The organism is Pantoea sp. 18059 (assembly GCF_902706165.1).
Lineage (GTDB): Bacteria > Pseudomonadota > Gammaproteobacteria > Enterobacterales > Enterobacteriaceae > Pantoea > Pantoea agglomerans.
The window spans coordinates 424,549-438,837 of sequence record NZ_CACSJS010000003.1; the positions used below are offsets into that span (position 1 = coordinate 424,549).

The window sequence follows — 14,289 nt, forward strand, 5'->3', positions numbered from 1 at the left end:
ATGATAACGCGACTGTTATGTGTTTTATTTGCTGGTGTCAAAGACCGAAACCAGTGATCTGCAAAGCGGTATTCATAAAGCGCGAGCAGGGGAGAGCGAAAGGGAAAAGGTCACGCTGTTAACTGGCAATTTCGAGTGAGAATCAGCCCCTTAAACCAATGCATGCACGGCATCAAAGCGTTTTATAGATTTCAGCAATGACCTGCATCGTTGCCTCTTCTACGGTTCCTTCATTGCGACATAAAAACCAGCCGTGGTTGGTCATCTCCTGCTCGAACGCTCTGGTGCAAGCGACATGCTCTTCCAGCCGGTGAATCACTGTACTCCCCAGCCCACGCGATCGTGCCGCGGCTCGTTCCCATGAAATCTCAGGTGCCGTGACCACCCCGACATGCAGATCTGGCGCTCGCACATTGAGCTTAATGTTTCGCTGCAAAATCTCTGCAAAGGGCACCATCCGCCGAAACGCGGCATCAGACGGATACCAGCGATCCATCAGGATAATGCAGTTCCCGGGCTGTTTAGTGAGTACATTCTGTGAAATCCAGGCACGGCTAACGGCAAAACGTTCACAAATTTTCCGTTCAAGATCCACTGAGGGATTTCTGGCGAGCCTGTTAACCAGCGCCATTGTTTCCGACCTGAAGGGATCGCTTTTTTGCTCGCTAAGTCGGATCACCTTCCTGTTATCTGCTCTTAGCACTTGCGTAATGGACTCCAGCAGGGTGGTTTTACCGGTTCCCTTGGGCCCATCCAGAGAAATAAACAGCTGACGACTCATGTCAGGAATGTGAAGTGAGTTAAGATTTTTGTGAATCTTACTTCTGGTAAAAACATCTTATTTCCTGGTTTGAACAGCTGAACCTACATCGTTCTCTGCAGCAGTATGGCATGTCAGCGTGAACATGATTTTTAAAAAAAGACACTGATGAACACGCTGGTAACGGTTCTGACTCACGAGTTTATAGAACAGGATGTTAGTCAGGTAAGTTTAATAGTTGAGGCCTGTGCGGTGTAGTTTAAGGGAAGCGTCTGGAAAACGGAAAAGATCGTGCCTGTTCTGCCATTTACCCATTCAAACGCATGTCCTTAATCGCAATAACGAGCCCTCAAAGGCAGTCCCCCGGTACGTGCAGGAATCTGGCGAGTAGAAATTATCTCTATTATGCTCATAAACCCTTGTTAAATTGATCCTAATCCAAACCTGCCTAAGGTGGTTAAATGTCTGACGAAAGGGAAATCATACTGGAGACTGCTTTAAAACTGGCGGCCGATCATCCAGCAGAACGACCTGAGTTTTACCGGGTACTGTTAGATTCATCTCTTTACGTCCTGGGTAGTTCCGGAGGGGCAACGGGTGATGGTGAGGTCGAACTAAAGGCGGGTGAGAATATCTCGATTCAGCACTGGGAAAAACCGGATGGAACGCCTGTCATTCCGGTATTCAGCTCGCTTGCCACCCTGCAGCGCGCCATCAGCCAGGAAAGTAAATACATGAAGTTGCCTGCCAGAGCCTTTTTTGAAATGACGCGGGGAGAGGGTGTGTTTCTTAATCCCAGGTCGGATTACGGAAAGGAGTTTGTGCCGGAAGAAATAGAAGCCATGCTGGCGGAAGGAACGGGTCGCCTGCCGCAGACAAGGGTGGTTGAGGAAGAAACACAGGTATTAGTGGGAGTACCTGCCGTTGTTCCGGACAGGCTTCTGAAAGAGTTATCAGCCTGGTTTGCAAAATGTCCCGGGGTCAGCCGTGCATTCCTGGTTTTAATGCACGACCCGTCAGTCGATGATAAACCGCATTATCTGGTGGGGGTGGAAATGAGCGGTGATGTGCAAGAGGTGATGCGTGGTGCGGGTCTTGTCGCAGCGGATACCTCTCCGGATGGGCAGGCGGTGGATCTGATGCGCCTTGGCCAGAACGACAAAGGTCTGGATTCACATATCAGGTCGCAGTTTACGCCATTCTATGTTCGGAGCATGAAGCAAAAACTAAAGGGCATGTTTGGACGCTGAGCGCTGAACGGCTTCTGAATGTTGTCTTGTAACCAGCGTAGTAAATCGGGGGTGACTTTGATCTCCGGTTTCAACAGTGCCAGTGATAGTGACTGAAATAGGTGATCCAGGGCGGATTTATCTATGTCCGCTATGAGCGAGAAGGGGACTTTATGCTTCGGGCTTAATCAGGCGTAACAGAGCGGCCCTGCATATGCGCCTCGTCTATCTGAGTACGTGCGTGAAAGCTCACGCATCAAAGGCTCAGGCCTCGTTAAACCCCTCAATTCGTAAAAATTCTTATCAGCAGTTACCGATCACCGGGTAAATGAAAATCAAAAAGACCCACATTAATTGACGATTAGTGCGCTTAAGCACAGGATAATCCCTTTATAACTATACGTTGATTAAACAACATTAATCTTTCTTAATACATTCAATTATCTTTACTATTTGCGTGAAAACTGCACTCTTTCCACAGTGTTACAAAGTTGTTTTTCCCTCCGCATTCAGCCCGTTTATAACTTTATGGCGGTAACAAAAATAATACCGTTTATAAAATATTCTTAAGAGGGATGAATATGAAAACACTGACAAGAAGACATTTTATGGCTTTTGCGGCAGGAGGAACGGTCGCGCTTGCGGCGGGTCAGGCCATGGCACATGACAACGGCGTAAAGACGTTTCCGGCAGGGAGCGGAGGACGAGATCCCGGACCACATGACCCTATTCGTGAGGCTGAAAGTCCGGACATCGTAAATCCGCCCGTTACCGACAGCGGAACGCTGCCAAACCTTCACTTTTCTTTCAGTGATGCGCACGTACGCAAGGGAAGCGGTGGCTGGACGCGTCAGGTGACGCAGCGGGAGCTGGGCATATCTACGACGATTGCGGGTGTGGACATGCGCCTCAATGCCGGAGGTATTCGCGAACTGCACTGGCATAAAGAGGGGGAGTGGGCTTACATGACTTATGGCAACGCGCGGATTACCGCTTTTGACGCCAGCGGAGGATGGTTTGTTGATGATATCGCTGCAGGTGACCTATGGTATTTTCCGCCCGGTATTCCCCATTCGATTCAGGGTCTCGGTCCCGACGGCTGTGAATTTTTACTGGCTTTTGACGACGGAAATTTTGATGAGGATAGCACTTTTCTGCTGTCAGACTGGTTCAGGCATATTCCCCCGGAAATTCTCGCCAAAAACTTCAGGGTTCCGGTATCTTCATTTTCTCACCTGCCTTCACCTGATGATGAGTACATTTTTGCCGGCAACGTTCCGGGCAGCCTGGTATCAGACAGTATAAAAGGCGGGGTGAAGTCGAAAATCCGCTTTACCCACAAGATGCTGGCTCAGGATCCGGTACGCGCGCCGGGAGGAACCGTCAGGATTACGGATTCATCCAATTTTCCGGTTTCAAAAACGATTGCTGCCGCACTGGTAGAAATTGAGCCAGGCGGACTGCGCGAGCTGCACTGGCATCCTAACAATGATGAATGGCAGTATTACCTTGAAGGAGAGGGGCGGATGGGGGTCTTTGCATCATCCGGTCAGGCAAGGACTTTTGACTACCGCGCCGGCGATGTGGGATATGTTCCTTTTGCTATGGGACACTACATCGAAAATACCGGTAAGGGACCACTGCGTTTTCTAGAACTTTTTAAAAGTGATTACTATGCCGATATTTCGCTTAACCAGTGGCTCGCCAGTACACCACCTGAACTTGTCCGGCAACACCTGCATCTGGATGAAGAGTTTATGAACATGCTTTCACTTAAAAAGAACCCGGTGGTGAAGTAACTGGTTCAGTCGTTACCTGATTAATAAGGATTGACGCTGACTTATTCCTGTTTAAATTAAAGTGTCCGCTTTTAGCATAAAGCGGACACGTATATCGGTAATGCAATTTCCCACCTGCCACTTAAAATGGTGCAATAGCATCATCATTGCTCTTACAGGGATGGGGAAGTTGTTACTAAACTGAGACAGCAGGGCAGTTAAATCATCAGGAAGCATCTGCTATTAACAGGGGACATTTCCAGATTTTACCTGGTAGCCAGACATGAAAACGAAGTTTAGCTTATGTCTATCCAGCATCAACTATTCACTTTTTCCTGACAATACGTCGTTGAAGTCAGTAAAGGTTAATTGAGCCGATGCCCGGACTCTTGCAAAGAATGGTACTTTTTATTTTGCCAGCAGAAATAATCTGTTTTCAAAACCGAATATTTAATCTGGCTGTGGTTATGCCCTTTATTGTTGCTACGAATTGCGTTTAATGCGTTGAGTGCCGGCTCTGCCTCAGCACCTTTATTGGCTCTGGCCGTTGCGTGCCTGAAATAAGTAAAGCGTCGCTTTATTTCCAATGGCATTGCCTACTTAATAACTGGTATATAAGGAGATTTCCATGGCATTTTCAGGAACGGGCCGCGCCACGGTCATATCGCTGAAAAGCGGTCACCCATTGTCTCAGTCCACTGAAGGAAAATCACAATCTATTCTGAGCGAACCCGCTCTTATCACGCTGCAAAGCTCACCTTCTCAGATTTCTTCTTTTCAGAAACAGGGTGACGATCTCATTCTTAACCTGCACGAGAGCGATACGCTTCGCTATCAGAATTTCTTTACTGAGGTTGCAGGCCAGCAGAGTAAAATGCTTTTCCAGCAGGGAAGTTTATTTCAGGAGGCACAGTTCAGCACAGACGTTTCCGGCGATGCTCAGACTGTCACCACGCTGACACCTGTCTGGCAATCTCCAGCTTCTGCAACATCTCCAATGCCATTCCCTGCCAGTTCAGAGTCAGATCCCGCGTTATCAGTGGTAGAGTCTTCCCAAAGCCAGATTCTGATCCCGTCAGGCACGCCGTTAAACGGAGCAGCTGTCGCCCTGAGGGCGACGACCAGCGAAGCTGATTCAACCTTAACGCTTACGCCCCAGGTTGAGTCAGCAACAGCTTCAGATGCCCTCGCCACCTCCGACGCTATGAAGGCCAGCGCCATTCCATTACCGGCGCTGACTCTTGATCCGGTTACCGGCGACAATGCGGTCAGTTACCAGGAGGGGATATACGGGATTATCTTCACCGGCTCCGCCGCCCATCTCCCCTCCGGCACGCCGGTTGAACTGACCCTTGACGGCAGAACCTGGCAGGGCAGCGTCTACCAGGATCAGTGGCAGGTTCAGCTCTCTGACAGCGACGTGAAAACTATCAAGGACGGCAACCACACCATTCAGGTCAGTGCAACGGATCTGAATGGAAACAGTACCAGCCTCAGCCAGAATCTGCTGCTGATTACCCACTACAACAGCAGCAACCCAAAAGTCACCGTTAACGACATCACGCTGGCGGATGCGGTACAGCATGACGGTCAGACCTGGTACGTTATCAGCGGCACGCTTGAAGCGCCGCTGCCGCTTAAGACTTTTGCGGTGCAGGTTTCTGATACCTTCCACTGGAATTATGCCGTGGTAGAGGCAGATGGCAGCTGGCGCGCGGAAATCAGCGCGTCGGAGCTTTCCCAGGGCGGCAACTTCCTGTCGTTTGGCGTGCTGGACGGTGCCGGAAACTGGTTTGAGCAGAGTGGCAATGTCACAGCCGACCTTATTACGCCCGTTGAAGGCGGCAATGGGGTTCCGCCGGTTATCGATGACAATCCAACGGATGGTGGCAACACGCCACCCGCCGATGGTGGCACGCCGATTCCGCCTGTCAGCACGCCCCCTTCTTTAACCATTAACAGTTTTACTGGTGACGGCGTGTTAAGCGCTGAGGAGAAGCTCTCCCCACAGACGTTCAGCGGCACCACAGCGAACCTCGCCGCAGAGAGCACGCTGACCATAATGCTGAACGGTCAGACCTATACCACAACGCCGGCCGCTGACGGCAGCTGGAGTGTTACCCTGCCGTCTGCCGATCTGCAGGTGCTGCCGGTAGGGTCTAACCACATCAGCGTAACCTTTGAAAACAGCGTTGGCGGTACGACCACCGCAAACAAAGTCATTACCGTAGAGGCGTCAGCACCGCCATCAGACGCTATCCCGCCACAGCCGACTATAGACACGCCGTTTGTCGACGGGTTTATGAACGCACATGAACGCTTCGAGCCTGTTACGCTGAGCGGCTCCACTGGTGTGACCGGGGCGGGCCAGAAGATCGATCTGACCATAGATGGTGTTCACTATGCGGGCGCTGTGGACAGTCTGGGCAACTGGCTTGTCTCACTCTCCACCGGGCAGCTGATGGAAGCAGATTTAGCCGAGGGGAGTCATTCCGTTACGCTGACCGCCACCGATCGCTGGGGCCAGTCCGGTATCACGGAGACGACGTTTATTACCGATACGCAGGATCCTCTTGTCACGATTAATACACTGGCAGGGGACGGGGTGATCGACAGTCATGAAATCAGCAGCCCGCTGATGATCTCCGGCAGAGGCGAAGCCGGCAGCACGATTGAGGTTAGTTTTGGGGTCTCCCACTGGAGCGGCATCGTCGATCAAAATGGCCAGTGGCAGTTCTCAGTTCCCGCGGAAACGCTGCAGGGAATGGAGGAAGGGAGCTACCGTGCCATTGCTGAAACAACCGACGAAGCGGGCAACAAAGGTTATGCCTCAGCAGGTGTGCAAATCTTCGCTACTGAGGCGTTGCCGCAGCTGACCCTTGATCCGATCACCGGCGACAATGCGGTCAGTTACCAGGAGGGGATATACGGGATTATCTTCACCGGCACCGCCGCTCATCTTCCCTCCGGCACGCCGGTTGAACTGACCCTTGACGGCAGAACCTGGCAGGGCAGTGTCTATCAGAATCAGTGGCAGGTTCAGCTCTCTGACAGCGACGTGAAAACTATCAAGGATGGCAACTATACCATTCAGGTCAGTGCAACGGATCTGAATGGAAACAGTACCAGCCTCAGCCAGAATCTGCTGCTGATTACCCACTACAACAGCAGCAACCCGAAAGTCACCGTTAACGACATCACGCTGGCGGATGCGGTACAGCATGACGGTCAGACCTGGTACGTTATCAGCGGCACGCTTGAAGCGCCGCTGCCGCTTAAGACTTTTGCGGTGCAGGTTTCTGATACCTTCCACTGGAATTATGCCGTGGTAGAGGCAGATGGCAGCTGGCGCGCGGAAATCAGCGCGTCGGAGCTTTCCCAGGGCGGCAACTTCCTGTCGTTTGGCGTGCTGGATGGCGCCGGAAACTGGTTTGAACAGAGTGGTTACGTCACAGCGGATCTGACTTCTCCGGTCAGTGATAACAGCGGCGATCCGTTGCCACCGGTCACCCCCGATAATCCCACCGATGGAAGCAATACTACGCCAGTGGTCGATATTCCAGGTCAGCCTGCACCTGAAATTGATACGCCATTTGGTGACGGCTGGCTGAACCGTGCGGAGAAAAAAGAGGGCTCGATGCTGACCGGCACAACGGGCGTCACCGGCAGCGGTCAGACGGTATCGGTGATTATTGGTGGTAAAGATCACAATGCGGCAGTAAGCGACGATGGTCACTGGAGCCTGCCACTGGCGCCGGGGACGATGAAAACAGGTTTCGGCAAGGGGCAGCATGACATTGTCGTGACTGCTAGCGACGCGGCTGGCCATACGGCTACGATAACGACCAGCTATCAGGTGGATGTCTGCGCACCCAAAATCGCTTTTACTCACCTCACAGAGGGGCAGCAAATCAACCTTGCCTCCAGCCATGATCAGCATGTATCAGGTACGGGTGAAGCCGGTGATATTGTTACTGTCAGGCCTGGCGACCACCAGTGGCAAACCAGTGTGACCAGCAAAGGCACGTGGGCCGTGCAGCTTGAAACGCTGGACGCACTCACGCCTGAACCGGGCGAGCACAGGATAACCGCAACTATTCGTGATGCTGCCGGAAACGTTAACCACGTTTCGCAAAACGTCGAGCTTTATATGGCCGAGCCGCAACCGAAGCTGAGTATTGCAACCGCAGCGCAGGACAACCTGATCAATGCCACAACTGTGATCAGCAGCAACACAGAAGATGGCAGCAATTCGGAAAGCCATAGTGCTATCACACTGGAGCACGCGTCTCTTCATCCTGATATGGCTGACAATCTCCATCTCTCTGAAACAGTAAACAGTGAAACGCTCTCGCTTTTATATTCAAATCTGCACACCAGCCTGAACGGTGCTGCCGATGACGATTCGTTTCAGCTGAATGGTGCGCATGAGGCGTTTGATTTTGCCACGCTTGGGCTGAGATCAGGCAACGCTGAGGTCATTAATCTGGGCGCTTTCAGCAGTAATAGCGTCAATCTGGGGCAAAAAGAGCCGTTGCCAATGAACGACAATGCGAGTGAGGCGCCGATGATAAAAGACGCGGACGGCAATGTGGTTACGCTAAGTAACATTGAAGGCGGCGTCTGGAGCGAGGATGGGCAGCGTATTAGTAACGGTCAGCAGTACGACCTGTATCACAATGCCTCTGCCAGCCATGAAGGTTCGCTGGCTGATATCCTGATGCAACATAATCTTCACTTACAACTGGCTTAAATCAGATGGCCGGGGCGGATTTTCTTCCCTGGCCATTTTCCGCAATTAAGATTGCCAGTTAAGCGCATACGAGTGCCCAGCGTAGCTATTCTCTAATGGCGTGCGAACCTACGCTGCTGGTATAGGGAAGACTGACGTCAGGCTAATTTCCGCTATGAGCGAAAAGCGGAACATTAAAAATAATGACATTGCTCAGACCCCATGTCCGCAGCTGACTAAAGTGAAAATAAAATGAACAAAAGCAGTCTTAAAGCGTTTTCCCTGTTACGTGTTCTGACGTTGACGTGTGTGCCCATGTTTTTACTGGGTTGCGCCAGTGCACTTTGCCCTTTTGGCACCACTGAAGGCACGGTACCGGACTTTAAAAATAGTTACTGGAGATCCACAGATAAAAAACCGGCTAAGACTAATGAACAAGTCCTGGAGGAATGCACCCATGCTGCCGATGCTGAGGAGCAACGGCTTTCGCAGATCTATCTGCAGATGTGTAAAACCGGACGTTTAACTGCAGAAAATCAACGCTTTGCACAGAAATTACTCGGCAATCCACTCTATTCTGGCCTGGAACCAGTAAAAGCCGTCCCCCAGCATCAATCAGATGATTCAGTTGAAGCTCAGCTGAAATGGTCGATGTCTTATAGTGATAATCCTCAGGAGTTCAAAGAAAATTGTGGCTCTTACATTGAAAATAACGCAGCGGAACGGTCCAGCACCATGCTGGGTTTACAGGCGGGCCGTTACAAAGAGCAGGTTTTTAAACAGTGCATGGCAGAAAACCATATGGCGCTCATTGTTCCAAAAACTGAATTCAGTCAGTGCAAGTCGATAGGGTGGTAAGCAACCACAGGCCTGACCTCTATACCAGGCAAAATATAATGTGTCCGCTAAAACTCATCATCTATTTATGTCTGTAAACCGGGTTCATTAGCCGTGCCCAGCACACCGGGGTTTTTAAACCTGCGCCACCAGGCAAGTAAGCATGGGAAGATGAGAAAATGATTACACTGAAGATTTACGCTCCGTACCCCAGAGAAACAGTGTTATGTGGGCAGATATAAAATTAAATGCGGGCTATGCTGCAGAATGCATGATCCCGGAAAAGCATTAATTATGTTGAATAGCGTTCATGCCAGGCGGCGCGCTTGCCGTTTACCTTCGGTCTGCACTATCTGATGTGATACCAGGATAGCGGTTAAAGGGAATAACACATGAAGTCAAACCATAGTATCTTTGTCAGGATAGGGTTAATTACTGGAGTGTTTCTGATTTTTATTTTCTTAAAATATATTTTCGATGCAAGTCGGCCAATGCAAAGCGATGTGCGTGGCAGGCCTGTCCTTAATGTCTGTAGCGAATCTGTTCATGGTAAATTTAACCAGAGTGGTGAGAGAGATAACTTATTTCAGGTAAGTCAGCAATGTTCAAATGATATACGGCCTGTTTTCAGTAACTATGTATCCATTAAGAACAATATTTACTGGGTGAGTAAAATTAATTACGAACACTCTCCCTGCATTACTGGGACGGGCGATACTTCAGGTTTAATTTATAACATCACTTCCTGGGGTTGCTTAACAGCAAAGCCCATGCAGGTCAATAAAATAGAAAAGCGCGATCTTTATTTAGTGGCTAAATACTCCTCTGCGTTTCGACCGGTTGATTACGTTAAGACTACCCGGCCATACTGGCAATCGGAACAATTAGCGAGCTACGCGCAAGATGAATCGTCTGTATATTTCCGGAGCGAGAAGATAAAAGAGGTTAACCCGGAAGATTTCCAGGTTGTTTTTCCATTTGGAAAGGATGATAAATGGCGTATTTACAATGTCTTCAAAAGTAATGGCTCAACCTATGTCGGTGGCTATAATGTTGGTGATTTAGATCTGAGTAAATTTCATCTTCTTTCTGTTGTCTCCTGTCCGGAGCATGGGCTCACCAGATGCACGGGATATAGCAATCCAGATACCTTTTTTCGTGCGGGAAACTGGGGGCGCGGAGTGATTGGTCACATCGGGAATGATGTCATCTTTTTACAGCCTGAAGTGATCAGTCGCTTTTCAAATATGGCTTCACCAGACATGTTTATGTTTGCGTCATCCGAGCGTATTTATCTTTATACTCACAGTAAATTTTACGAAGTGGTTGAAGGGGAGGCAGGATTACAAAAGAAACTTGTCGAGATGGATAAACAGTATTTCGAGCAGAATCCATGATTATCTGGCAGGCAAAATGTGATCACGTGTTGTCACGTAAAAATTATCTAATTAATATCCAGATGAGTCTGTAATTAAAACTGCTCACAGGGGGGCTGGAAAACATGGGGATTCCGACACCCTGGACTCACCTGTTTCCATATGTCTGGCTGAAAAATGATACCATTAGCTCTTTTCATTAACGGTCCTACTGCACCGATCCTGATTGATATAATACGCATTAATCCCAGTAAACCAGATAAGCAAGTGCGGCAGCTGAACAGAAAGCATAGGGGCTTAAAAGCAAAATATCCGAATAAGGCGTTTCACATATCCTGATAACAGGCCATGCCAGTACAACCAGCCACATGAAGAGCGCAGAGCACACGATAAAAAAGCTCCCCTTCAGGGCAGCGTCAGGATAAAATCGCTTTGAAATCATCGCTAATGGCATGCCGATTATCATTGAGCCCATCGTGGTGCCAATAATACTCACCATAACGATGAAAAAATAAGTAAAAATTAAACCCACTACGGGTGTATTGCTTTTTCCCAAGGAAAGATAGGTTAAAACCAGTAATGAACCCACGAAACTACTAAATATTGCTGATATCACAGATACCCTAATCCAGTTGTCGTCAATAATGTTCGTCATGATTTTCTCTATGTCTGAGCAGCTATATTGATGCAGCTTACTCGCTTAAATTTTCGGCACGAGGCTTGATCGCAAAACAGGCATCCGGCACAGCATCCTTTTGCTGACCTGTGACGGGCATCCGGCAATAAGGACATTAAGGCCGCCTGTCAGGTTTTTGGGGCAGGTCAGTGAGCGTCTCGCATCCTTAAGGCTGAATCACCTTACCCTGCTCATCAAGCAGATCCGTCAGGAGTGCTGTGCCATCGCTTCCCACCCGAAATGCCCCGTAACGCGCCTGGGCGAATCTGTCGGCATGACCTTCCTGAAAGAAATAAGCGTTAGTACCGACGGTCAACGAGCCATAATGTTGATGGTATTTTACCCGTAGCTGATTCGGCTGCAGAGGTTCACCCTGATCAAAACGGGCCTGAGTCGCATGACGCTGCGCATCGAGGTCAACAATCAGGGTTCCGCTGGTGGGCAGGCATGGCGCTGACAGGGTCGCGCCACAGGACTCAGCCTGTTGATACAACGCCAGTTCCAGTGGGCGGGTGAGGGCATAGTTCAGCGCCATATAATCACCCTGCATCAGGGATCGCGGGTCAACCGGGGCAAGAGGTAAAATCATGACCGCGCCTTGCTTCAGCAACTGCTCTTTTTGCCAGATACTGATATTGACGGCTATCAGCGCCAGCGCTATCACAGCGCCAGCCAGCCATCGGCCCTGTTTATGCATTCTCACTGGCACCTCCGATTTGTGCGGGTAATACTTTTTTGACTCCCCATGCCAGCCCCAGTAAAACCAGACCGCTGACCAGCAGCAGCAGGGATTTCTGCAGCAGAATTACCTCCAGGAAGTAATACCAGCCAATGACATACAGCACCATGAAACCGCCACTGGCCACCAGCAACCCCAGACTTCCCTGATAACGTGCCATCAGAATTAACCACAATCCCAGCCCTATACCCGGTGCATAGAGGGCGGCAGCCCCGCAGATAAGTGCAGCGGGCAGCGTGATAATCGAAAACAGCGGCTTGCTGTGTCTTTTCTGACTGAGTGCACTCAGCACTAAGCCAGCCGCGATCCCTGTGCCTGTCCCAGACTGAAGCGTGGAAAATTGCGATGCTGACCAGAGGAAATCCGTGAGATAAGCCGCGTTTATCCCAAGGAAACTCAGCAACATCAGACCACACGGGATGCCATACAGCAGAGGATGTACCGCGTCAGCATACGGCCCTGCCTGTAACCTCAACTGATGACTGACAGTCCACATCCACAAAAATATAACCGCCGCCACCAGTACGGACACAGCAAGTCGTGCAGCCATCGGAGACAGGCAGATCCGGGCCAGAGAGTAGCCCGCCAGCACCAGGAAAAAGGTCAGGGCAGTGATGGCCATAAACCGATAAGTGCGGTCGGGCATCGCCATCGCCATTGCGGCCAGGATCGGCAAGGCAGTCAGTGAACTCAGCATAATAAAGCTGGCATCATTGCTCTGAATTTGCAGCAGAACACCGGTTATCAGCCCGCACGTTGCCGCAATCGCCCATGCCAGCCCGAGGTGATGTTTACCGTCACGCTGACTGCTTAACAGGCCACGCGCAATGGCGGCAAGCAGCAGCGAAGGAATAATAAGGGTGGCAGCATTCGGGTCTTCCAGCAGATCAGTGGCATAGAGCATCAGTATCATCAGTAACAGAATGATGATCGCTGCCACCCAGCCCCCAACGCTTAGCGCCAGCCTCAGATACCAGGGCAGGTCGGATGCGTGACCGCGCTGCTTAATTTCCTCAACCTGCGAGGCGCTCAGCAAACCCTGCTGACGCAAAGTGTCTGTCAGTAAGGTCAGCCTGGCCGGAACCAGATCGATTGGCCCCTTTTCAACCAGTTTGCGTTGCCACTTCAGCAGAATTGAACCATTTACCGCCACCCAGAACGCCATCAGGATGCCGGTCAAAAACAGATCACCCGTATCGTAGGCTAAAAGAAATAACTGCATGATTAGCGCACAGCCAACCACGGTCAGGCTGGCGATGCCCAGCGTCAGCATGCAGAGATCCGGATAGCGGTAACGGTACAGGTAATAACCTGCCAGCAGGGTGATCACCCAACCGCCGGTGATATTAGGAAGGTGGTCACCGCCACCCCAGTCAGAGAGGTTCCCGGCCACAATGGCGGTCAGCTGAAGCAGTAAAAATCCCGCCATGACTCGCGAGAACCAGCGGCTTGCCAGCCAGCTCTCGGGATGATGCGTTATCGCGCGCCACGCCAGCGCTTCCCTGACAATCAGGCAGGCTGCCAGCAACGCCAGATATCCGTAGAGCACAGCGGTCGGGAGCCTGGTTAAACTGTCAGACGCGGCCAGATCCAGCAGTGACGACGGCAGGGTGTTGTAATAGAGCTGGAACGCCAGATTAGCGACCAGCCAGCTGCAAAACCAAAGGCTGTTTTGCCGTGCAATCAGCGCCAGCGGCAGAAGAACGTATAACCAGGCCCGGAATAGCTCCCAGCTGTCAGCACCGGTCTGATAAATCTGTCCATACAGCGCAAAAAGGGCACCGAAGCTTAACCCTGTCGCCAGTAATGCGTTGCGTGCCAGCGTGCTGTACCAGCGCCACCAGACAATCACCGCCAGCGCGACGATCAACAGCTCGGCCAGGGCAAATTTCGCCATTTTCGGCAGCCAGGCCCAGTTCCAGGCAATAAAGAACACCGCTCCGGCAACCAGAGACAGTAATCCCAGACAGGAAAGAACCGGGATAAGAAACTGACGCCACTGAGCATCTGAAGGTCTGATTCCACAGAAAGCAAAGATACGCTGGCAGGTCTCCGGGGTCAGGCTTCCTCCTTTCAGCAGGCGTGCGATCTGGCGACAAAGATACTCTGCCGTCCGTGACGGCATCCCGGTGATGCCATCGGGTGCAAGCTCCCTCATTCTT

Annotated in this window: 9 protein-coding genes; 5 read left to right on the forward strand and 4 right to left on the reverse strand. The window is 50.8% G+C overall.

The window, feature by feature from the left end; translation table 11 throughout:
• Window positions 1-172 precede the first annotated feature (172 nt).
• Window positions 173-781: a dTMP kinase gene (locus tag GVJ63_RS11480; RefSeq protein WP_159226881.1), complete on the reverse strand. Its 609-nt coding sequence runs from the start codon at window positions 779-781 to the stop codon at window positions 173-175.
• Window positions 782-1,221: 440 nt separating this feature from the next.
• Here GVJ63_RS11480 and GVJ63_RS11485 point away from each other — a divergent pair, with 440 nt between their 5' ends.
• The 5 genes from GVJ63_RS11485 (at window position 1,222) to GVJ63_RS11505 (ending at window position 10,733) form a co-directional block, all read left to right on the forward strand.
• Window positions 1,222-2,010, forward strand: a complete 789-nt coding sequence (locus GVJ63_RS11485; RefSeq protein WP_159226882.1) for an enhanced serine sensitivity protein SseB C-terminal domain-containing protein — start codon at window positions 1,222-1,224, stop codon at window positions 2,008-2,010.
• A 560-nt stretch (window positions 2,011-2,570) separates the two neighbouring features.
• Window positions 2,571-3,788, forward strand: coding sequence for a cupin domain-containing protein (locus tag GVJ63_RS11490; protein WP_060678886.1), 1,218 nt, complete (start codon window positions 2,571-2,573; stop codon window positions 3,786-3,788).
• A 607-nt stretch (window positions 3,789-4,395) separates the two neighbouring features.
• Complete coding sequence (locus tag GVJ63_RS11495; protein WP_159226883.1) at window positions 4,396-8,520, forward strand: BapA prefix-like domain-containing protein; 4,125 nt, start codon at window positions 4,396-4,398, stop codon at window positions 8,518-8,520.
• A gap of 231 nt (window positions 8,521-8,751) precedes the next feature.
• A complete protein-coding gene (locus GVJ63_RS11500) occupies window positions 8,752-9,357 on the forward strand; it encodes a hypothetical protein (protein ID WP_159226884.1) in 606 nt (201 codons plus the stop codon).
• 371 nt (window positions 9,358-9,728) lie between these two features.
• Window positions 9,729-10,733: a DKNYY domain-containing protein gene (locus tag GVJ63_RS11505; RefSeq protein WP_159226885.1), complete on the forward strand. Its 1,005-nt coding sequence runs from the start codon at window positions 9,729-9,731 to the stop codon at window positions 10,731-10,733.
• A 220-nt stretch (window positions 10,734-10,953) separates the two neighbouring features.
• Here the strand turns inward: GVJ63_RS11505 and GVJ63_RS11510 are convergent, their stop codons facing one another.
• The 3 genes from GVJ63_RS11510 to GVJ63_RS11520 form a co-directional block, all read right to left on the reverse strand.
• The gene (locus tag GVJ63_RS11510; protein ID WP_010246731.1) at window positions 10,954-11,367 is read right to left on the reverse strand and encodes a hypothetical protein; all 414 of its coding nucleotides are present in this window, start codon (window positions 11,365-11,367) and stop codon (window positions 10,954-10,956) included.
• Window positions 11,368-11,554: 187 nt separating this feature from the next.
• Window positions 11,555-12,085, reverse strand: a complete 531-nt coding sequence (locus GVJ63_RS11515) for a GDYXXLXY domain-containing protein (protein ID WP_159226886.1) — start codon at window positions 12,083-12,085, stop codon at window positions 11,555-11,557.
• Window positions 12,078-14,285, reverse strand: a complete 2,208-nt coding sequence (locus tag GVJ63_RS11520; protein WP_159226887.1) for a DUF4401 domain-containing protein — start codon at window positions 14,283-14,285, stop codon at window positions 12,078-12,080. The genes GVJ63_RS11515 and GVJ63_RS11520 overlap by 8 nt, the downstream gene beginning before the upstream one ends.
• Between the last annotated feature and the right edge of the window lie 4 nt (window positions 14,286-14,289).

Bases quoted from the DNA above. Each gene is read 5' to 3' on its own strand.
- GVJ63_RS11510 (WP_010246731.1), bottom strand. From the start codon at position 11,367: ATGACGAACATTATTGACGACAACTGGATTAGGGTATCTGTGATATCA.
- GVJ63_RS11505 (WP_159226885.1), top strand. From the start codon at position 9,729: ATGAAGTCAAACCATAGTATCTTTGTCAGGATAGGGTTAATTACTGGA.
- GVJ63_RS11490 (WP_060678886.1), top strand. From the start codon at position 2,571: ATGAAAACACTGACAAGAAGACATTTTATGGCTTTTGCGGCAGGAGGA.
- GVJ63_RS11500 (WP_159226884.1), top strand. From the start codon at position 8,752: ATGAACAAAAGCAGTCTTAAAGCGTTTTCCCTGTTACGTGTTCTGACG.
- GVJ63_RS11495 (WP_159226883.1), top strand. From the start codon at position 4,396: ATGGCATTTTCAGGAACGGGCCGCGCCACGGTCATATCGCTGAAAAGC.
- GVJ63_RS11520 (WP_159226887.1), bottom strand. From the start codon at position 14,285: ATGAGGGAGCTTGCACCCGATGGCATCACCGGGATGCCGTCACGGACG.
- GVJ63_RS11480 (WP_159226881.1), bottom strand. From the start codon at position 781: ATGAGTCGTCAGCTGTTTATTTCTCTGGATGGGCCCAAGGGAACCGGT.
- GVJ63_RS11515 (WP_159226886.1), bottom strand. From the start codon at position 12,085: ATGCATAAACAGGGCCGATGGCTGGCTGGCGCTGTGATAGCGCTGGCG.
- GVJ63_RS11485 (WP_159226882.1), top strand. From the start codon at position 1,222: ATGTCTGACGAAAGGGAAATCATACTGGAGACTGCTTTAAAACTGGCG.